Origin of the sequence: Vibrio sp. YT-18, from assembly GCF_033337345.1 — a bacterium.
Lineage (GTDB): Bacteria > Pseudomonadota > Gammaproteobacteria > Enterobacterales > Vibrionaceae > Vibrio > Vibrio alginolyticus.
This window is the reverse complement of record NZ_JAWOQO010000006.1, coordinates 210440-229718: the sequence shown is the minus strand read 5'-3', so window position 1 is coordinate 229718 and position 19279 is coordinate 210440. Positions and strand designations below refer to the sequence as shown.

20 protein-coding genes are annotated in these 19279 nt (G+C 44.7%); 14 read left to right on the top strand and 6 right to left on the bottom strand.

Features of this window, described 5'->3' with window-relative positions:
• The first annotated feature begins 4 nt into the window (after positions 1-4).
• A complete protein-coding gene (gene glnD / locus R7M72_RS10810) occupies positions 5-2629 on the top strand; it encodes a bifunctional uridylyltransferase/uridylyl-removing protein GlnD (protein WP_053304072.1) in 2625 nt (874 codons plus the stop codon).
• A 142-nt stretch (positions 2630-2771) separates the two neighbouring features.
• Positions 2772-3155, top strand: coding sequence for a DUF3461 family protein (locus R7M72_RS10805; RefSeq protein ID WP_005380322.1), 384 nt, complete (start codon positions 2772-2774; stop codon positions 3153-3155).
• A 90-nt stretch (positions 3156-3245) separates the two neighbouring features.
• Here R7M72_RS10805 and truC read toward each other — a convergent pair whose 3' ends face one another.
• Together truC and R7M72_RS10795 are read right to left on the bottom strand one after the other, a co-directional pair.
• Complete coding sequence (gene truC, locus R7M72_RS10800; protein WP_005380319.1) at positions 3246-4016, bottom strand: tRNA pseudouridine(65) synthase TruC; 771 nt, start codon at positions 4014-4016, stop codon at positions 3246-3248.
• Positions 4017-4020: 4 nt separating this feature from the next.
• On the bottom strand, positions 4021-4335 hold the full coding sequence (locus tag R7M72_RS10795) for a YqcC family protein (protein WP_005380318.1): 315 nt from the start codon (positions 4333-4335) through the stop codon (positions 4021-4023).
• A gap of 76 nt (positions 4336-4411) precedes the next feature.
• Between R7M72_RS10795 and R7M72_RS10790 the strand changes: the two genes are divergently transcribed.
• Both R7M72_RS10790 and R7M72_RS10785 read left to right on the top strand, forming a co-directional pair.
• Positions 4412-5449 carry a DUF3549 family protein gene (locus R7M72_RS10790; RefSeq protein WP_033905517.1) on the top strand — a complete coding sequence of 346 codons (1038 nt, stop codon included), beginning with the start codon at positions 4412-4414 and terminating at the stop codon, positions 5447-5449.
• 13 nt (positions 5450-5462) lie between these two features.
• Positions 5463-5762, top strand: coding sequence for a DUF3301 domain-containing protein (locus R7M72_RS10785; RefSeq protein WP_005380315.1), 300 nt, complete (start codon positions 5463-5465; stop codon positions 5760-5762).
• On the opposite strand, the gene R7M72_RS10780 is transcribed toward R7M72_RS10785, so the two are convergent.
• On the bottom strand, positions 5722-6207 hold the full coding sequence (locus tag R7M72_RS10780; protein ID WP_081107518.1) for a GNAT family N-acetyltransferase: 486 nt from the start codon (positions 6205-6207) through the stop codon (positions 5722-5724). The two genes, R7M72_RS10785 and R7M72_RS10780, sit on opposite strands and share 41 nt — an antisense overlap.
• Before the next feature lie 932 nt (positions 6208-7139).
• Between R7M72_RS10780 and R7M72_RS10775 the strand changes: the two genes are divergently transcribed.
• The 8 genes from R7M72_RS10775 (at position 7140) to R7M72_RS10740 (ending at position 14304) form a co-directional block, all read left to right on the top strand.
• Complete coding sequence (locus R7M72_RS10775; RefSeq protein ID WP_318056168.1) at positions 7140-7433, top strand: hypothetical protein; 294 nt, start codon at positions 7140-7142, stop codon at positions 7431-7433.
• Positions 7430-7879, top strand: a complete 450-nt coding sequence (locus R7M72_RS10770) for a YaiI/YqxD family protein (protein ID WP_005380310.1) — start codon at positions 7430-7432, stop codon at positions 7877-7879. The genes R7M72_RS10775 and R7M72_RS10770 overlap by 4 nt, the downstream gene beginning before the upstream one ends.
• A gap of 194 nt (positions 7880-8073) precedes the next feature.
• Positions 8074-9063: a ketoacyl-ACP synthase III gene (locus tag R7M72_RS10765; protein ID WP_017636033.1), complete on the top strand. Its 990-nt coding sequence runs from the start codon at positions 8074-8076 to the stop codon at positions 9061-9063.
• Positions 9060-10046 carry an NAD-dependent epimerase/dehydratase family protein gene (locus tag R7M72_RS10760; RefSeq protein ID WP_017636032.1) on the top strand — a complete coding sequence of 329 codons (987 nt, stop codon included), beginning with the start codon at positions 9060-9062 and terminating at the stop codon, positions 10044-10046. Before R7M72_RS10765 ends, R7M72_RS10760 begins: the two co-directional genes overlap by 4 nt.
• Positions 10015-10878: an MBL fold metallo-hydrolase gene (locus tag R7M72_RS10755; protein WP_318056167.1), complete on the top strand. Its 864-nt coding sequence runs from the start codon at positions 10015-10017 to the stop codon at positions 10876-10878. The genes R7M72_RS10760 and R7M72_RS10755 overlap by 32 nt, the downstream gene beginning before the upstream one ends.
• Entirely contained in the window at positions 10866-12134 is a 1269-nt protein-coding gene (locus tag R7M72_RS10750; protein WP_318056166.1) for a F390 synthetase-related protein, read from the top strand. The genes R7M72_RS10755 and R7M72_RS10750 overlap by 13 nt, the downstream gene beginning before the upstream one ends.
• Positions 12122-13234 (top strand): ATP-grasp domain-containing protein, encoded by a 1113-nt coding sequence (locus R7M72_RS10745; RefSeq protein ID WP_115386250.1) that lies wholly within the window; start codon positions 12122-12124, stop codon positions 13232-13234. Before R7M72_RS10750 ends, R7M72_RS10745 begins: the two co-directional genes overlap by 13 nt.
• The gene (locus R7M72_RS10740; RefSeq protein WP_318056165.1) at positions 13231-14304 is read left to right on the top strand and encodes a hypothetical protein; all 1074 of its coding nucleotides are present in this window, start codon (positions 13231-13233) and stop codon (positions 14302-14304) included. Before R7M72_RS10745 ends, R7M72_RS10740 begins: the two co-directional genes overlap by 4 nt.
• 106 nt (positions 14305-14410) lie before the next feature.
• Here the strand turns inward: R7M72_RS10740 and R7M72_RS10735 are convergent, their stop codons facing one another.
• The 3 genes from R7M72_RS10735 to R7M72_RS10725 all read right to left on the bottom strand — a co-directional run bounded on the left by R7M72_RS10735 (position 14411) and on the right by R7M72_RS10725 (position 16616).
• Positions 14411-15997 carry an AbgT family transporter gene (locus tag R7M72_RS10735; RefSeq protein ID WP_182016223.1) on the bottom strand — a complete coding sequence of 529 codons (1587 nt, stop codon included), beginning with the start codon at positions 15995-15997 and terminating at the stop codon, positions 14411-14413.
• A gap of 229 nt (positions 15998-16226) precedes the next feature.
• On the bottom strand, positions 16227-16352 hold the full coding sequence (gene ykgO / locus R7M72_RS10730; protein ID WP_005380299.1) for a type B 50S ribosomal protein L36: 126 nt from the start codon (positions 16350-16352) through the stop codon (positions 16227-16229).
• 3 nt (positions 16353-16355) lie between these two features.
• Positions 16356-16616: a type B 50S ribosomal protein L31 gene (locus tag R7M72_RS10725; protein ID WP_005380295.1), complete on the bottom strand. Its 261-nt coding sequence runs from the start codon at positions 16614-16616 to the stop codon at positions 16356-16358.
• Positions 16617-16739: 123 nt separating this feature from the next.
• Here R7M72_RS10725 and tsaA point away from each other — a divergent pair, with 123 nt between their 5' ends.
• The gene (gene tsaA / locus R7M72_RS10720) at positions 16740-17435 is read left to right on the top strand and encodes a tRNA (N6-threonylcarbamoyladenosine(37)-N6)-methyltransferase TrmO (RefSeq protein ID WP_025768239.1); all 696 of its coding nucleotides are present in this window, start codon (positions 16740-16742) and stop codon (positions 17433-17435) included.
• Between the two features lie 111 nt (positions 17436-17546).
• On the top strand, positions 17547-19262 hold the full coding sequence (locus R7M72_RS10715) for a proline--tRNA ligase (RefSeq protein ID WP_025768238.1): 1716 nt from the start codon (positions 17547-17549) through the stop codon (positions 19260-19262).
• The last annotated feature ends 17 nt before the right edge of the window (positions 19263-19279 follow it).

The following is a 19279-nucleotide window of genomic DNA, read 5'->3' as shown; positions in this document are numbered from 1 at the left end:
AAATATGACACTTCAGTCCCCTCTTACCTTTTCCGATGAACAAATCAATATCGGTGAACTCAAACGAGAATTAGAGAAGTTTAGCTCTAATCAAAACCAAGAGTTTCTCAATCATCATCCGGTAACAAGCTTGGTTTTAGCCAGAGCTGAATATATGGATCTGCTTCTCAATCGTTTGTGGCAACATTTTGGTTTCAAGGATATTTACAACATTTCCCTAGTTGCCGTTGGTGGCTACGGACGCGGTGAGCTGCATCCACTCTCCGATATCGATATTTTGATTCTGTCGAACAATAAACTGCCAACCGCGTTAGAAGCAAAAATCAGCGAATTCATTACGCTGTTGTGGGATTTAAAACTCGAGGTCGGACACGCTGTTCGCACCGTTACTGAATGTGCTGAAATTGGTAAAGCCGATCTAACGGTCGCGACAAACCTGCAAGAAGCGCGATTGCTGTGTGGAAGCGAGGACACCTTTCAGGCACTGAAGAAAGTCGTGTTATCAGACTCCTTCTGGCCAAGTGAGACGTTTTACCGCGCTAAAATTCAAGAGCAGCGCGAACGCCATGCACGTTACCACGACACGACCTACAACTTAGAACCGGACATTAAATCAACCCCTGGCGGGCTACGCGATATTCATACATTAAGCTGGGTCGCTCGACGTCACTTTGGTGCGACTTCATTGTTGGAAATGAGCCGATACGGATTTTTAACTGACGCAGAATACCGAGAATTAGTTGAATGTCAGGACTTCCTTTGGCGAGTACGTTTCGCTCTGCACATGGAGCTTCGCCGCTATGACAACCGCTTGACCTTTGCTCATCAAGCACAAGTTGCGGAAAATCTAGGCTACGTCGGAGAAGGCAACCGAGGCGTAGAAATGATGATGAAAGAGTTCTACCGCACGCTTCGTCGTGTGGCAGAGCTCAATAAAATGCTACTCAAACTCTTTGACCAAGCGATCATTAATGGTGGGGCGACAGAAAGTGCCGAGATTCTCGATACGGACTTTCAACGTCGCGGTTCTTTAATTGAAGCGCGGAAACCCGCATTGTTCCAAGCTCGCCCAGAAACTATTCTGGATATGTTCTTACATATTGCTAACGACTCAACTATTGAAGGGGTGAGCCCACCAACGCTGCGTCAACTGCGCACCGCTCGCCGTCGGCTCAACAAGTTTTTGCACACTATTCCTGCTGCACGTGAAAAGTTCATGGCGTTATGTCGTCACCCTAATGCTCTGCACAAAGCATTCAGCCTCATGCACCGATTAGGGGTTATGGCGGCCTATTTACCGCAATGGAGTCAGATTGTTGGTCAAATGCAGTTTGACTTATTCCATGCCTACACCGTTGATGAACACAGTATTCGCTTACTTAAACACATCAACACTTTTAGTGACCCAGAAAATCATGCGAAGCACCCAATTTGCTGTGACGTCTACCCTCGGATGCAAAAGAAAGAGCTGCTGATTATTGCCGCTATTTTCCACGATATCGGGAAAGGTCGTGGCGGCGATCACTCAATTATCGGTGAAGGAGAAGCGTACGACTTCTGCATTGAGCATGGTTTATCGAAGCCCGAAGCGAAGCTTGTCGCTTGGTTGGTAAGACATCATCTATTAATGTCTGTCACCGCACAGCGCCGAGATATTTATGATCCTGATGTCATTACCGAGTTTGCCAAAAAAGTCAGAGACGAAGAATCTCTCGATTATCTTGTATGCCTGACAGTTGCAGATATTTGTGCAACCAACCCAGAACTTTGGAATGCTTGGAAACGAACTTTACTTGCGGAGCTGTATTACTCCACACAACGTGCTTTACGCAGAGGGCTAGAGAATCCTGTCGATGTGCGTGAGAGAATTCGCCACAATCAACAAATGGCCTCCGCAATGCTGCGCAAAGAGGGGTTTGCAGCGCGCGAAATTGAAGTATTGTGGCAACGCTTCAAAGCTGACTACTTCCTTCGTCATACCCATACGCAAATCGCGTGGCACTGCGAACACTTACTTCGCATGGAAGATCCGACTAAGCCTTTAGTGTTGATCAGTAAAAAAGCCACTCGTGGCGGCACTGAGGTGTTTGTATATACGAAAGACCAGCCTGCTTTATTTGCGACGGTCGTGGCGGAGTTAGATAGGCGTAATTTTAATGTACACGACGCGCAAATCATGACCAGCAAAGATGGGCACGTGATTGATACCTTTATGGTACTCGATCAACATGGCGAAGCGATCGATGAGTCTCGTCACGCGGCGGTGATTAAACACCTCACCCATGTACTGGAGGCGGGCCGACCAACCAAGATTAAAACGCGCCGTACTCCGAACAAACTTCAGCACTTTAACGTGAAAACCAAAGTCGACTTCTTACCAACCAAAGGTAAAAAACACACTTTAATGGAGTTTGTCGCGCTAGACACACCAGGGCTGTTGGCCAAAGTAGGCCGTACGTTTGCTGATTTAAATATCAACCTTCACGGTGCAAAAATCACCACCATTGGTGAGCGAGCAGAAGACTTGTTTATTTTAACCAGTGATGCTGGGGGAAGGTTAAGTGAAGAACAGCAAGATGAGCTAAGAGAGAGATTGATCGAAAAGTTATCTGATGAGGTCGCAGCTTAGATCAAACCTGCCAACCTTTTCGGTTCAGGGCGAGAGCGATCTTGCCCACAAGTTAAGCATTTTGGCTAAATATCAGCTATCTAGCTCATACATAGGCTGCTACAGTTATATCAATATCAATTCGATGTAATAGAGGTAGCCTATGTATCCCCACCTCACTGGTTTGGGCATTCACGACCCTAAGCAGATTGAACGTTATTCCCTACGCCAAGAAGCACACAAAGACGTACTCAAGATCTATTTCCACAAGCAAAAAGGCGAACTGTTCGCTAAAAGCGTTAAATTCAAATACCCACGCCAAATCAAAAATGTTCTTGTTGATAGTGGCAGTCACAAATATAAAGAAGTAACGGAAATCAACCGTAACCTCACATTAGTCATTGATGAACTGAATAAAATTACTAAGCCAACGAAACAACCTGAGGTTGATGTAAAAGAGAAAATTCTTTCAGACCTTCGTCATTTAGAAAAAGTCGTTTCGAGCAAGATCGCAGAGATCGAAGCGGATCTTGAAAAACTAAAGTAAAACGTTAAGTCTTAAATATTAAAAAGGGTTAGCATTGATGCTAACCCTTTTTATTTGTACCCAATCATTATCTAGATCTAACTGCACCGATTATCGGTTAATCATCGATTCATCCCACTCAAATCGAGTGAACAATTGCTGCCAAGTTTCATCAAGATTGGCCGTCATGACAATCTCTTGATCGGTAAATGGATGGACGAACCGTAACTCTGAAGCATGCAGTAGCAGACGATGAGATTCAAACTCTGTGCGATACAGCTTGTTGTGCTTTCCATCCCCGTGCGTTGTATCACCCACGATCGGATGGCGTAGATGTGCCATATGACGACGAAGTTGGTGCTTACGCCCCGTTTTAGGTTTCATCTCAACTAAGCAATAACGCGTTGTAGGAAATTTACCCGTCGAATAGGGAACTTCCACTTTAGCCAACGGCTTATATTCCGTCACCGCTTCTTGCGCTTCTTTTTCTTGTGAAGCGAACTTATCCGCAATCTTGTCTAACTCGACTTTGAGCGCGTAATCCAAGACGCCCTCTTCCTCAATCCAACCGCGTACTATTGCGTGGTATGTCTTTTCCATTTTATGTTCAGCAAACATCGGCATGACTTGTGATGCGACTTCACTCGACAACGCAAACACAAGCACACCAGATGTTGGACGATCCAGACGATGCAATGGGAACACATGCTGACCAATTTGGTCGCGCAAAGTTTGCATGACAAACTGAGTTTCGTGTTTATCTAACCAACTGCGATGCACTAACATGCCTGCAGGCTTATTGACCGCTACAAAATATTCATCCTGATAAACGATCTCCAGCTCAACTGGTTCTGAAGATCGCGTTAGTTCTTGTTCTAGCATTCGTTTACTTACACAGTTCGTCAATGGTTCGGATTGTAACAAGCAGCTCGGCGAACTGCGGTTCCTGCTTCCACGCTTCTGAAAAATAGGGCTCGAGAGAAAACCCTCTTGGCAGTGGTTGATTGTTTTTCACTAGTGAGTGCATTCTGGCTATAAAGATCCACTGCAACCACTCATGAGGGTGCAATGTATCAATCGCAAATGGCTCTGTACTTTGTAAGGCTTGCTCTGAAGGCATAGTATATTGCCATAAGTTATGCTCTCTAAGCTGCGCTTCAAGTTGGTGAAGTAAGTCGACCAATTGAGTATTTGTTACCATTAATTCTATCTCGAACCTTGAATTAGCCGAGAATGATACCATTTCTTGTGAAAAGAACGTTAGGACGTCGTATTTAATGGAAAACATTCAAACCCTCACTCAACTGTTGAACAACAGCCACTGTGATTATCAAATCTTCGATCTTGGTCGCCGTATCAAAACCATCGCTAAGAAAGAGTTTACCGATGTAGAAAAAGGTCAAGCACCTTACCCATTTCCAATGCAACGTAAAGCACACCTTGCCATCGCGTACTGGAATGAACAAAAGCAACCTTGGATTTGGTTTCTAAAGTTTGAATTGGACGAGCGCGGTTTGTTAAAGCAAGCGGATATCGGCAATTTCATTAAATACGTAGTGGAGGCTATGGGAACACGCCTCAATGATGATATCACTGAAGAGCAACAGCAAAAGCTGTCTAACAACCCATACACTTTCAAACCTTCCGAAGATAAAATGGCCGTGTTTCATAGCCAGGTCCGCGCAAACCTCAATCTTCCTACCAGCCAATATTACGAGCATACCCAGCATTACTTCTCTGGAGGTTTAGGCTGGGATAATTGGCAAACTGTAGGTCTGCAAGGTATCACAGACATAGCCGCTCGCCTGGACAAAGAGCAAAACGGAGTAATGATACGCAAAGCGTTGAACCACCTACCAAATGAGCCACTTTATGCCCTATTAGGTGCGCTTGAGCATGTAGAGCTACAAGAGCGTTTAGCAGAACGTATCGCAGAAAAGGCACAGCAAGAAATCGCAAGTAGCGAACCTGATCTCTTCCTACTTTCAGCACTTATCCGAGCCCTTGCTGGTGCACCAACAGAAGTCGCCTCTCCAGTATTAGATGCGATATTGCATAGCCCTCGTTTAAGCCATCAGGAGGTATTGATTGGTGTGGCGGGTCGCGCTTGGCACTTACTCGCCAATGAAAAGGTAGCAGAACAGTTTTTGCTGCGTTTAGCTCAAACCGGTAATCAAGCCCTATTTAATCAGTTATTTGCCGATTTAGTGATGCTGCCAGAGTTAAGAATGGTGTTATTGCCTTTGCTGCATTCAAACCCATCAGAGGAACTAGCAAATGCGCTAGTAAGCTTACAACAAGCAACAAAAAGCTAAGAAAGGTTCAGGAATGATTGGTGATCTTTTAGCAATTTTAGGGCTCTGCTTTTTCTGTTACCTGTTTTGGCAACAGCGTCGCCAAGCCGAACTCGCAAAAGCGGCCATCACGCGTAAATGTGAGCAATTGGATCTCCAATTAATCAGCATCGCCTTTGGTGCCCATAAACTAAAAACGCCAGACGGAGTCTGGCGTTGGCATACGGTGTATCAATTTGAGTTTTCATCTCTTGGTGACGATTGCTACCAAGGAGAGTTAACCATGGTCGGTTTCAGGCCGCAGAACTTTCACCTACCACCGCATCGCTTGTAAATTCCATTTCAAAGTAAGGACCATATATATCCTTACTTTCTTTTGTTTCAACAAATCCCAGCTTTTTCAGTACTGCCATAGAAGCTTGATGATTGCTATTCACGTTAGCTTTCACCTTATTCAAGCCCAATTCACGGCACGCTTTGGGGAAAAATGCTTTTAGTGCTTCTGTTGCTAACCCTTTACCCCAATATGCTTTATCAAAAATAAACCCTAATTCAGGTTCGGAATCGAGATTAGCAATGAACACGTGCCCCATATAGTCACGACTGGTGCTCTCTAGCACTGCCATACTATAAATGTTCTCATCATCCAGTATTTTCTCAAACATCTGTTTGGCAGACGCAACTGTATACGGACCATTCAATTCAGCACGGTTTTTCGCACAGCAATTCAGCATGACGAATTCTAGTTGCAACGACTCATTGTAGGGTAGAAGAAGCATTCTTCTGGTTACTATGGCCACATCTGTTCCTTGATTACAACAAACTTAATCTATCCGCAGATCACAAACTCGATGAGCTGAACATGCTCAATGATTGCGGGCATAACACCTTGTAGAGAAGCCGAAAGTTAAACCAACTGGTTGGAAAGGGTATTGATCTGAGTTGTTTTTTATTAAGTGTTATTAGGAATTTATATATTTTGTGATATTGATATCCCCAAGTAACATCGAGATGCTTAATTCAATGAGAGCACTGGATATCGTTTTTATATAAGAAAGACCCCGACACATAAGTATCGGGGTCATGGTCTTACTCGCAGCAGTCCGGCTACTAAAAGTGCTCCATGCATCATCCATAATAGTGGCTGATTCCGTCAGCTTATTCCTTACGTCGCCGTCCTAGCGGTGTCCTTATCATCCTGACTGCTAACATTCCTCGTTAGCACACGTCACTTGTTCCTTGAGCGGTGTCCCTTGCATCTTCCTGATGCTGTCCATAGCCTCAATCCTAGAGGGGTCCATTGTCTATCCTTAGTCATCAACATCCTATTGATGATCGTATCCTTACAATGTCCTACGCTCCATGCTTGATTAATCATCCTGACCAACCAAATCGTCTTCCTGACGATAACCAAATCCTTGGTGCTTTCCTGTTCCATGTCTGCTTCCTGCTGACAACTCTCAATTTACGCCTTTTCCAAAAATAGACAATCTATCTAAGATAAATATTTGGCTCTCACATTGGTTAATAAGTTGTTAAATCATTATTTATCAGAAACTTAAGCTCTTCAGCTTCTCTTTTTCCGCTTACGAAATCGTTTTCTCTCACAACCTATGTAAGAGATCTCTCACACTACACTCTCCAAAATGCCATTCGCCAAATTAGCGCACTCAACGTATGATGATAGATATATCGTTGTTAAGGATTAAAAATGTTAACTCAAGACGTTACTAAAGAATTAGAAGCGGCAATGGAACAGTTGCAACAACAAGGAAAAGAGCCAACCGTAGCGTTAGTGAAAGCACGCTTGAAAACGCCCGTCCCAATGCCTGCATTAATCACCGCAATAAAAAGTTGGAAAAGTGCTCAGCGTGTTCCCAAGGTTGAAGTCGCAGCACAAGCGCACACCGATAATGATCGTCTTGCAGCGCTAGAAAGCACGGTGAAAAAATTAGTGGCTCGTATTGAAGAGCTAGAAGCCAAGCTAAGTGAGAAATCATCATGAAGTTATGGGTAGATGCAGACGCGTGTCCAAAAGTTATTCGCGAAACCATTGTGCGTGCCGCCGAGCGTACGGGGATTGAATGTACGTTTGTCGCTAACCACGTTGTCCCTGTGCCGAAAAGAGACAACATCCATTCGCTACAAGTCCCTGCGGGATTTGACATCGCAGACAACGAAATCGTCAAGCGTGTAGAAGCCAACGATTTGGTGATCACGTCAGATATTCCGCTTGCAGATGAGGTTATCTCTAAAGGCGCTCAAGCCCTCAGTTCTCGTGGCGAGCTCTATACAAAAGACACCATCAAAGCTCGCCTAAATATCCGCGACTTTATGGAAACCATGCGTTCAAGCGGAATTCAGACAGGTGGGCCCGCCGCGCTTTCTCAAACCGATCGACGCGAATTTGCAAACCATTTGGATCGTATTTTGGCGAAATTTAAGAAGTAACCCTCACTCTATTCAAATTGAGCCAGCAAATAAAAGCCTGGCTCATTCCTGAAAATTCATTCTCAGCATTGCACCCAAAGCGTGCTCTTACTCCCATTTGTTTTGTTCTGTTTATTTTTCATCTTGCTCGCCATAGCTTCAATATGCAACGTGGTTTATTTTGAACGACGTTTTTAATAAGTGTATAGAGAATAATGGGCTTTAACATCGTTTCCAGTGGAAGCTACCTGCCAACGAATCAATGGTCTGATCGAGAGATGGATCGCTTCCTAAAATTAGCGCCAGGGACCTGCCGAAATAAATTCGACGTTGAATATCGTCATGTAGCCAATACAAAAGAGACCGCTATTTACATGGCAATGCAGGCAATAGAGCAGTGTTTAGGAAACACACATACCTTAAGCTCCGTTGATCTTCTTATCTACGCTAGCGGCACACACCACCAGTCTCTACCCTACGACGCCTCAGCGGTTCTCGCCGCGTTAGACGCTCCAACATGGCTAGAAAGCTTTGATTTGAACAGCACCTGTTTATCCTTTCTCTCTGCGCTTGATCTTGCTCAGAGTCTATTCTTAGCAAAACGGTACCGTCGGATTCTTATTGTCACCAGCGAACTCGCCACTGGCATCACACTGAATCGAAATTTTACGCTCAAACCAGAAGTTGCAACCTTATTCGCGGACGGTGCCGCCGCATTTTTGCTCGAAGAACACGACGATGATGGATTGCTCACCAGTCACTTTGAAACGCATCATACCGGGTATTCATTTTGTCAAATTAAGGGCGGAGGTAGTCATATCAATCCGCATACCTCCGAGCATCAAGCCTATTTAAAAAGTTGCCAGTTTGAGATGGAGGGCAAAGCACTCTTTAAACATGTGCGTAAAGCCTTACCAGCGTTTCTAAAAAAAGGGTTTGACGCCTCTCCGGTAACACTCGGCGATATTGATTATTTTCTTCCTCATCAAGCCAGCGCGCATGGATTAAAAAAACTGCCTTCACTCACCGGGCTACCAACAGAGAAAACCGTTAATCACTTTTCGACTTTGGGAAACCAAGTCGCCGCCTCACTCCCAATTAACTTACACTGGCTGCGTAATCAGCCAGAAACCGCAGGAAAACATGTGTTATTAGCTGGCACCGCCGCAGGGTTGTCGCTAGGGATGGGAGTGCTAAAACTATGAAGATATTGGTCACTGGTGGCAGCGGGATGTTGGGTAGCGCAATTCTGAGAATGTTTCACCAGCAGCATGAACTGCATTTTATAGCACGAAATACAGTCATCGCTAAACAACTCGCCGAGCAATTCGATGTTATCCCACATATAGTCGATTTAAGAGACCACTCAGCAGTTCATGCGGTATGCCAAGGTATGGATGCAATCATCCATTGTGCCGCTCTCTCAAGCCCATGGGGAAAGTGGCAGGCGTTTTATCAAGCCAATGTAGATGCCACCAAAAACCTCGTCAATGCGGCTAATACCTATCAAATCTCGCGTTTTATCCATATTTCCTCCACCAGCGTCTACTTTGACCATCAAGACCGTTGGAATATTCGAGAAACCGACGCCATAGCTTCATACTGGTGTAATGATTACGCACACACAAAATACCTATCGGAAATTGAAGCCGTAAAAGGCCAAAGCAAAGCGATCATTTTAAGACCGCGTGGCATTTTTGGACCCAATGATCGCGCTATTATCCCAAGAGTGCTTAAGGCGATAAAAAACAACACTCTGCTTCTGCCATCGGGTAGAAATCCTGTGGTTGATCTGACTTATGTCGATAACGTTGCCCATGCAGCGATGCTCGCTTGCACTCAGGCAGACCGACTTCAGCATGGTGATGTGTTCAACATTTCCAACAACGAACCAATGCCAATTGAGACTGTTCTGCAAGCTTTATGTGAGGGGTTAAACCTAAAAGTAACGTTACAATCATTACCATATGGCGTTGTATCACCATTATTAAAGCTCAGTGAGCAAATACGAAGGCACTTACCACATCAGCCAGAACCAAGGCTCACCTCATACAGCGCAGGATTGTTTAACTATCATCAAACTCTGGATATCAGCAAGGCGAAACAAACACTGAATTACCAACCGCTTTTTTCAATTCAAGAAGGAATACAGCAGTATGCAAACTGGTCTAAAAATAAAAATCTTTGAGGTTGGACACTGCGTACACCCAGGCTTTGTTGTCAAACCAGGTTCTGGTATCAAGCCTAGAGCATTTCCGGCAGCCGTTGCGTTAATTCAGCACCCAACACAAGGCAACATCCTGTTTGACACGGGATATCACGAGCATTTTTTTAGCGCGACTCGTCCCTTCCCTGAACGTTTTTATGCTTGGACAACACCTTGTCGCTATAAAAAAGAACACGGAATTGTTGCGCAGTTAGCAAAAGAAAGTCTCAAGCCTCATGATATTGAACACTTAGTGCTCTCCCACTTCCATGCTGATCACATTGCTGCCGTGTCTGAGTTTTCCCACTCTCAATTGCATTGCCAACAAAAAGGGGTGGATGCAATTACTAAAAGTGGTCGAATTGGAGGCGTAAGAAAAGGATACCTAAAAGCTCTACTTACTCCACAACTTGAATCTAACTTATTCATTCATAGTGACTTTTCTGTATCAATCAGCCAAATTCTTCCTCAGTGCCAAGGTGTTAATTTGCTCTGTAAAGACATGTTCGACGATGGATTTATTTATATGGTTAGCTTGCCAGGCCATGCAGCTGGCCAAGTGGGCTTGCTGGTTAAAAGAGACCAAGGTTGGCTGTTCTTACTCGCCGATGCATGCTGGTTAATCGAGAGCTTGAGTGAAAATATCGATCAACATTGGCTGGCGAACATGCTTTGCGATGATACAAAAGCCTATAAAAACACCCTCTCCGAGTTGAGAAGTTGCTACCAACAAACCCACCACTTTGTTCGCTTCGTGCCTTCACATTGTCAGGAAACTATCCAGCAGCTAATCAAAGAAGGATGGATGAAGTGAGAACGCTTATCTCAGAATTCTGGCGAACCCGCTACCGCCCCTTCGGCTCAAGGGAACAAGTCGAAACATGGCAGCAACAACACTTAACGCAACACTTGGATTGGGTATGCCGTCATTCACCGTATTACCGCTCACTTCAAGGTGCACCACTCAGTGATTTCCCTATCATGAATAAGCAAACCATGATGGAGAACCTTTCAGAGTTGAATACGAAAGGCTTAGATGCTGAACAGCTAATGCAACAAGCACTCGAAGCAGAACAGTCACGCAACTTCGCCGCTTCGAAAGTTGGCGATGTTACTGTTGGGCTTTCTTCGGGCACATCAGGCATGCGCGGGCTGTTTCTTGCTGACAAACAGGAAACGCAACTGTGGGCTGGCAATATATTGGCTCGCCTGTTGCCCAACCTATGGCAAAAGCACCGAATTGCGCTAGCCTTGCGCGCCAACAGCCCACTGTATAAATCCGTCGCGAAAGGCCCTGTCACATTCTTTTATGCGGATTTAACTAAACCTTACCAAGAATGGATAAAAGAATTGGATGAGTTCCAACCCACGCTTTTGGTTGGTAGTGCGCAAGCTCTTCAGCTCTGCGCCCAGTTCAGCGGTCAATTTGGTCAACCCGCAATTCAACCACAGCGGATCATTTCTGGTGCAGAAGTCCTAACTGAGAGTGACCGTCACTTTATTTCTCAACGGTTCGACAGCGAACTCCATGAAGTCTATCAATGTACCGAAGGTTTTCTTGCATGTACTGAACAGCATGGACAAATGCGCTGGAATCAAGATGTTGTTTACATCGAAAAACATTGGCTGAATACCGAACGTACTCATTACAGCCCAATTATCACCGATTTTCGTCGTAAAACTCAGCCCATTATTCGTTATCAGCTCGACGATATTATTGAGAATAAACAGGATAATGGCGTATTTGAACCTCTTGGCGCGATTGCCGGACGATGTGGTGATCGCCTCACGCTAAACGCAAACCACGTCCCAGTGACGGTGTTACCAGATCTCATCTACCGCGCTATAACACTATCCGCCCAAAGTCGCGTGGATTACCGAATCACCCAAACAGGGTCACAAGCCATTCAAATTGAAGCGGATGTTCACCACCATCGGGTTATACATCAAGCCTTGATAAAGTTGTTTGACCAATTGCGGCTTGATCCTGTCAGATTTAGTTACCGCCCTGCGCCTATTTGGACGCCAATGAATAAACAACGACGTGTGGTGAACATATGCGGGTCTTAATCACCGGAGCCCGAGCACCAGTTGCACTAGAGTGGGCAACCATGTGTATGCATCATGGGCATGAAGTAATTCTCACCGATTCGCTAAAAAAGCCTCTGGGATCATTTTTGCGAGGTATCGAGTCTTATATACCCACCGCTTCACCTCGATTTACGTTTCCCACCTATCAACAGCAGATCCTAAAAATCATTACTCAGATGCGTATTGATATAGTGATACCCACTTGTGAAGAAGTTTATTACTTGGCTCATGTTGCCAAACAATGCCCAGAAGTAGATTTTTTTCTGCCCAATGTGGGACTACTCAATGCCCTGCACAACAAGTTGACCGTCTTTGAACAGCTTCAAGGTTTGCCAGAAATCACACTTCCAAAAACTCGTTTGGTCGCTGATAAAAGTGAGATTGAAATTAATAAGAGAACCGTTCTAAAGCCCGTTTACTCTCGGTTTGGCGGGCAAGTCATAAGAGATGTGACGACTCAGTCTATTTCTGCCGCCACGATATCGCCCCTTTTCCCTTGGGTTCAGCAACAAAAAATCCATGGGACTCCGGTGTGTAACTATGCCATTTTTGAACATGGTGACCTTAAAGCACACCAAGCTTATGTGCCGAAATACTGTGTAAACGGCTCGGCCGCCAGTGCTTTTCAGCCGATCTCGTGCGAACGACTAGATAGATTTATCGCAGCTTTTGGTAAACGTCATACTTATCATGGGCAAGTGTCGTTTGACTTCATCAAATCACAAGATCAACTCTACGTGATTGAATGTAACCCAAGAGCCACCAGTGGTTTGCACCTACTCTCGTCTCGATGCAACCAACTGCTTCCTAATATGGAGTTTACCAGTCCTTCCGAGCAGCGATTGCATCATTTAGGTCCAATAACACTCATCGCGGAAGGTGGATTATCCCTATTTAAGGCTCGAACTTGGCAAGATTGGTGGTCTGGAGTGAATGTGATGCAACAGCATAACTTACCGGTCGGGAGCCAAATCCGGAGTATGTTTGAATTACTCCGGTTAGCTAGGCAGAACAAGACGAAGTGGAGCGACGCTTCTACCGTTGATATTGAGTGGAATGGAGAGGCATTGAACCCATGACACTTTCCTCTCAAGAATGGCATCAAACCTTTATCACTCTTATGCAGTCAAATCCTATTGATGAATGCACAGCAAGCTTTGGTTGCTACTATATCGATGATGTTGCCATTCCTTACTCCGTAACACCAAAAATACCAAACAACTGTTATGCAGTCTCCCCTATGACACTGCTTAGTGGCTACGCCGAAGAAGAACTTCACAAAGTCAAAAATATGGCTGTTCGATGGGTATGTAAGCGACTTATTAATATGACTAAACCAGTCTTATCATTGGCTGGATTGGATCAAGTCCAAACGCTCAACAATCAGTGCTTGTCCACCAATATGTATAGCGAACAATGGGAATCCTTAAATCTCGATGAACTGCGTCGCGTCGCACTCGATCAATACCCCACCTTTCCCTTGGTGCTTCGCTCCCTCAATCAGCGTCAGCATTTACACTTAATTCAGCGATTGAAGCAGCCAAAATGGCAAAGCTTGGTAACACGACAAGTGTATTTACTTGATGATTGGCAAGCGTTCAGCTTCAACCGAGATTTAACGAAAGACTTCAAACTGCTTAATGATAAAGATTGGCAGTTTAGGCCACTGACCACTGATGAAGAATTTCAGCGTGCCAAAGAGTTATATGACATGCTTTACCTTGATAAATACAGCCTCAATAACATCCAGTTTTCAAGCCAATATTTAAAACAGGCGAGCCAGAACAAATTAGTACATTTAGTGGGACTGTTTTATCAAGAAGAGATGCTGGCTACGTTAGGCATTGTAGAAATTGATAATGATATGACTTGCCCAATTTTTGGCTACGATACCAATAAGCCACAACGCCTCGCATTGTATCGTCGAATATCGGCCTATACCATCCGCCATGCCATGATATACCAGCGTCGCTTTAATATGAGCTCAGGCGCTCCGGCTTTTAAACGCAACAGAAAAGCCCGGCCAGAAATTGAATTTAGCTATGTTTATATTGCGCACTTACCTTGGTACAAACGCATAATTTGGAAAAGCTTGTGCTGGCTCACTCAGCACTTTTATCGCCCTTTGTTGATACGTTTTCAGCTATAAACCGACATCTATAATCAGGTAAGCCTGCGTACACAGTCTCAATCGATAAAAAAGCCTGCGACGTTCGCAGGCTTTTTATAATGGAGCTGTGTGAGGTAACCGTTTTCTACGGTGTGTAGTATGTTGCTGCGCCAGGGCCTACTGGTAAACCAAATACGAATACCCATAGGTAGAACAGCACACTCCAACCTACAATGAAGCAGATTGAGTAAGGTAGCATGGTCGCGATCAGCGTACCGATACCTAAGTTCTTCATGTAACGAGTCGCTACGGCAAGAATCAAACCAAAGTAGCTCATCATTGGAGTAATGATGTTTGTCGTCGAGTCACCAATTCGGTAAGCAGCCTGAATCGTTTCCGGTGCATAACCAACAAGCATCAACATAGGAACAAAAATCGGAGCCGTTACTGCCCACTGTGCCGATGCCGAACCAATCATTAGGTTGATAAAGCCACACATCAGGATGAACGCAAAGAACAACATTGGGCCAGTTAAGCCAATTTCTTGCAGGAAGCTAGCGCCAGCAACCGCGAATACCTGACCGAAGTTAGTCCATTTAAAGAAAGCAACGAACTGAGCCGCAAAGAAAACTAATACAATGTACATGCCCATAGAAGACATAGATTTCGCCATTGCATCAATTATATCGCGATCCGTCTTCATCGTGCCCACAACTTTACCAAACACAAAGCCTGGAATAGCAAAGAACACAAAGATGAATGCCACGATACTTTTCAGGAATGGTGAACCTGCAATTGTACCTGCATCAGAACGTAGGATGCCGTCTTCTGGAACAACCGTCCAAGCAAGCAGCGCTGAAACAACCAGTACAGCAACACCTGCTAGTTTTAGGCCTTTCTTCTCAATGTCTGTTAAGCCACCCATTTTGTCGTTCGACAAATCTTCTGAGGCTTCTTCTTCACTGTATTTGCCAAGCTTTGGCTCAACAATTTTTTCAGTAACAAACGCACCTGTGATTGCAATGAAGAATGTCGACACAAACATGAAGTACCAGTTAACTTCTGGACCAACAGTGTAAGTTGGGTCGATCATTTGCGCCGCCGTTTCAGTAATGCCTGACAACAGCGGGTCAACCGTACCAATAAGTAGGTTTGCTGAGTAACCACCAGATACACCAGCGAACGCCGCAGCAAGACCGGCAAGTGGGTGACGACCTAAAGAATGGAACAGCATTGCAGCCAGTGGAATAAGTACCACATAGCCAAGCTCTGATGCCGTATTTGAAATGATACCCGCGAAAACGACCGTCACTGTTACCATGCGTTGAGATGCACCCATGACTAAGCCACGCATTGCTGCAGATAGCAAGCCTGAGTATTCAGCAATAGCAACACCCAACATCGCAACCAATACCGTACCCAAAGGTGCAAAGCCGACAAAGTTTTTCACTAGATTGGTAACGATTAGCTCAAGGCCATCAGCGTTAAGCAAGCTAACGACATGAATCATGCCATCCGCGGCACGACCTTTTGCACCCTCAGGACGAGGGTCAACTACGGAAACTTCGAAGTATCCTGCAATACCCGACATCACCAGAATGGCTAAACAGAAAATGGCAAATAGTGTGATCGGGTGGGGTAATAAGTTCCCCAAATATTCGACAGTATCCAAAAAGCGCGTAAACAGCGGCTTCTTAGGCGAGTTTTGTTTAATTGAATCAGATGAACTCATCTGTTCCCTCCTTGTTTTTATTCCTATGCAAATGTGACAAAAATGTCAAAAAGCGTGCGAAGGGTACTTGAGTAGAAGGTCAAATAAAAGCCCTAAATGTTACAAACTGTGACGAACAGAGGCATTTATAACCAACATTGAATAAAAATGTAGATATTTCATCCATGTAAGATAATTAACTCAATATTATCAATTAAACAAAACCATAAGTTAGATATATGCAGGTTGATTACTTTTGCACAGCTTTGAATCTCGGGTTCGTTTTACAAATGACATAAAGACGCCCTCTCCGTTTTACAATCTGGCAATCCGGATGACGACTTTTTGCACTTTTTAATGATTTTACTACCTTCATGATTTATTCCTTTTCGCTCTTAAATTGACCAAAACGACGGTTGAAGTTCGCAATGCGACCTTCGGTTTGTACAACGCGCTGTTTACCGGTGTAGTACGGGTGAGAAGCTGACGACACATCTAACGTAAAGTAAGGGTAAGTTTTGCCATCTTTCCATTCTATGGTTCTCTCCGTTTTCAACGTAGAACCAACGACAAAGTACTTATCTACACTGGTGTCGTGGAACACCACAGGACGATATTCAGGGTGGATTCCTGGTTTCATAATACTTTTCCTTTTAATTGAATTGTTATGTTATAACATTTTAATTAATAATCATTATCAACAAGAAAAGCAAGAGAAATTTGTGATACTTTTCATCTCAATGAATTCTTAAAGATGTCCACCATGTATTCCATCGAACCCATCGGCGTCATTGAGACACCGTACAAAGAAAAGTTTGCAGTTCCGCGCCAACCACGCTTAGTACCAGAGGCTAAAGCACGCGTAAAACTGTTAGGTGCAGCAAATAGCCCTGAAGCAGTGCGTGGGCTAGAACAGTTCTCTCACGTTTGGTTGTTGTTTCTATTTGATCAGAATCTGGAAGCTGGTTGGAAACCAACTGTACGTCCGCCACGATTAGGCGGCAATGAACGAATTGGTGTCTTTGCCTCGCGCTCGACTTTCCGTCCAAACGGAATCGGAATGTCAGCCGTTGAAGTGAAAGGAGTCACTAAGCAAGGCGATCAAATCTATCTTGATTTAGGCAGTGTAGATCTCGTGGATGGGACACCGATTGTGGATATTAAGCCTTATATTCCCTATTCGGATTCTATTTCGGAAGCACAAGGCGGATACGCAGACCAAGAACCAGAAAAGTCACAAGTCACCTTTTCTGCTCAAGCATTAGCAACGATAGAAAATCGACCCGATACTGACTATGTAAGATCAGTCATTGAACAAGTTCTGGCACAAGATCCTCGCCCTGCATATAAGAAAAACAAGCCGGACGACAAAGAATATGCGGTAAATTTGTTCGACTTGAACGTAAAGTTCACAGCAACAAGCAACTTAATAACGGTTACCGCTATTGAAAGCTTTTGACAAACGCAATTGGCTGATATTATAGACGGCTAACAAATTTCCCTTTAGGGAACTCCCATACTCCTGCTTATTCAAGCTTGAGTATCTAACTTAAATAAACGGATAAATTTAATGCGTACCAGTAATTATCTTCTTTCTACTCTGAAGGAGACTCCAAACGACGCAGAAGTAGTGAGCCACCAGCTCATGCTACGTGCAGGTATGATCCGTAAGCTGGCTTCAGGTTTATACACCTGGCTACCTACTGGTCTACGTGTACTGCGTAAAGTCGAAAACATCGTTCGTCAAGAAATCGACAATGCAGGCGCAGTCGAAACTTTGATGCCCGTTGTTCAGCCGTTTGAACTATGGGAAGAGACAGGCCGCAGCGAAAAGATGGGCCCTGAGCTACTTCGCTTTACTGACCGTCATGTTCGTCCGTTTGTACTTAGCCCAACCGCTGAAGAAGTGATCACTAGCCTTGTTCGCAATGAAGTGAGCTCTTACAAACAGCTTCCGCTAAACCTGTACCAAATCCAAACTAAATTTCGTGACGAACGACGCCCACGTTTTGGCGTAATGCGTTCACGTGAATTCTCAATGATGGATGCGTACAGCTTTGACATTGATAAAGACGGCCTACAAAAGTCATACGACGCAATGCACGATGCTTACTGTAAAGCATTCGATCGCATGGGTCTGGATTACCGTCCTGTACTTGCAGATAGCGGTGCTATCGGTGGTAGCGGCTCTCAAGAGTTCCACGTACTGGCTGAAAGCGGCGAGGATATCATCGCATTCTCTAGCGAGTCAGATTACGCGGCAAACATTGAAAAAGCAGAAGCACTAGCTCCAGCCTCTGAGGCTGCGGCACCAACACAAGAAATGACGTTGGTTGATACGCCAAACGCGAAAACAATCGCTGAATTGGTTGAGCAGTTCGAACTACCAATTGAAAAAACAGTGAAAACACTGTTTGTGAAAGCATCTGACGAAGTTGATGCGCCAATCATCGCGCTTATTATTCGTGGTGATCATGAACTGAACGAAGTGAAAGCAGAAAACCTTCCTCAGATTGCAGCTCCACTGGAAATGGCATCTGAAGAAGAAATTCGTGAGCTTATCGGTGCAGGCCCTGGTTCACTTGGCCCTGTTGGCCTTAAACTGCCGTTCATTGTTGACCGCAGCGTTGCGGTAATGAGCGACTTCGGTGCGGGCGCGAACATCGATGGCAAACACTACTTCGGTATTAACTGGGGTCGTGATGTAGAGCTTGGTCAAGTTGAAGACCTACGTAACGTTGTGGAAGGTGACCCAAGCCCATGTGGCAAGGGCATTATCCAGCTTAAGCGTGGTATCGAAGTTGGCCATATCTTCCAACTAGGTAACGCTTACTCCGCAGCGATGAACTGTGGTGTACTGGGTCCTGATGGTAAGAACGTCATCCTAGAAATGGGTTGTTACGGTATCGGTATCACTCGCGTAGTAGCGGCTGCTATTGAACAAAACCACGACAAATACGGCATCATCTGGCCAGATGCAATCGCACCATTCCAGGTAGCGATCGTTCCAATGAACATGCACAAGTCAGAAGAAGTGAAAGAAGCCGCTGAGAAATTGTACGCTGAGCTAACAGCAATGGGCATCGAAGTGCTATTTGACGACCGTAAAGAACGCCCAGGCGTAATGTTCTCTGACATGGAGCTTATTGGTGTACCGCATACCATTATTATCGGTGACCGCTCAATGAAAGAAGGCAACTTCGAATACAAGAACCGTGCTACTGGTGAGAAAACAGCAGTCGCAATGACTGACATTGTTGAGCACGTAAAAGCTCAACTAAAGTAAGCACTAGACGAGTTCGC

Bases quoted from the DNA above. Each gene is read 5' to 3' on its own strand.
- glnD (WP_053304072.1), top strand. From the start codon at position 5: ATGACACTTCAGTCCCCTCTTACCTTTTCCGATGAACAAATCAATATC.
- R7M72_RS10805 (WP_005380322.1), top strand. From the start codon at position 2,772: ATGTATCCCCACCTCACTGGTTTGGGCATTCACGACCCTAAGCAGATT.
- truC (WP_005380319.1), bottom strand. From the start codon at position 4,016: ATGCTAGAACAAGAACTAACGCGATCTTCAGAACCAGTTGAGCTGGAG.
- R7M72_RS10795 (WP_005380318.1), bottom strand. From the start codon at position 4,335: ATGGTAACAAATACTCAATTGGTCGACTTACTTCACCAACTTGAAGCG.
- R7M72_RS10790 (WP_033905517.1), top strand. From the start codon at position 4,412: ATGGAAAACATTCAAACCCTCACTCAACTGTTGAACAACAGCCACTGT.
- R7M72_RS10785 (WP_005380315.1), top strand. From the start codon at position 5,463: ATGATTGGTGATCTTTTAGCAATTTTAGGGCTCTGCTTTTTCTGTTAC.
- R7M72_RS10780 (WP_081107518.1), bottom strand. From the start codon at position 6,207: ATGCTTCTTCTACCCTACAATGAGTCGTTGCAACTAGAATTCGTCATG.
- R7M72_RS10775 (WP_318056168.1), top strand. From the start codon at position 7,140: ATGTTAACTCAAGACGTTACTAAAGAATTAGAAGCGGCAATGGAACAG.
- R7M72_RS10770 (WP_005380310.1), top strand. From the start codon at position 7,430: ATGAAGTTATGGGTAGATGCAGACGCGTGTCCAAAAGTTATTCGCGAA.
- R7M72_RS10765 (WP_017636033.1), top strand. From the start codon at position 8,074: ATGGGCTTTAACATCGTTTCCAGTGGAAGCTACCTGCCAACGAATCAA.
- R7M72_RS10760 (WP_017636032.1), top strand. From the start codon at position 9,060: ATGAAGATATTGGTCACTGGTGGCAGCGGGATGTTGGGTAGCGCAATT.
- R7M72_RS10755 (WP_318056167.1), top strand. From the start codon at position 10,015: ATGCAAACTGGTCTAAAAATAAAAATCTTTGAGGTTGGACACTGCGTA.
- R7M72_RS10750 (WP_318056166.1), top strand. From the start codon at position 10,866: ATGGATGAAGTGAGAACGCTTATCTCAGAATTCTGGCGAACCCGCTAC.
- R7M72_RS10745 (WP_115386250.1), top strand. From the start codon at position 12,122: ATGCGGGTCTTAATCACCGGAGCCCGAGCACCAGTTGCACTAGAGTGG.
- R7M72_RS10740 (WP_318056165.1), top strand. From the start codon at position 13,231: ATGACACTTTCCTCTCAAGAATGGCATCAAACCTTTATCACTCTTATG.
- R7M72_RS10735 (WP_182016223.1), bottom strand. From the start codon at position 15,997: ATGAGTTCATCTGATTCAATTAAACAAAACTCGCCTAAGAAGCCGCTG.
- ykgO (WP_005380299.1), bottom strand. From the start codon at position 16,352: ATGAAGGTAGTAAAATCATTAAAAAGTGCAAAAAGTCGTCATCCGGAT.
- R7M72_RS10725 (WP_005380295.1), bottom strand. From the start codon at position 16,616: ATGAAACCAGGAATCCACCCTGAATATCGTCCTGTGGTGTTCCACGAC.
- tsaA (WP_025768239.1), top strand. From the start codon at position 16,740: ATGTATTCCATCGAACCCATCGGCGTCATTGAGACACCGTACAAAGAA.
- R7M72_RS10715 (WP_025768238.1), top strand. From the start codon at position 17,547: ATGCGTACCAGTAATTATCTTCTTTCTACTCTGAAGGAGACTCCAAAC.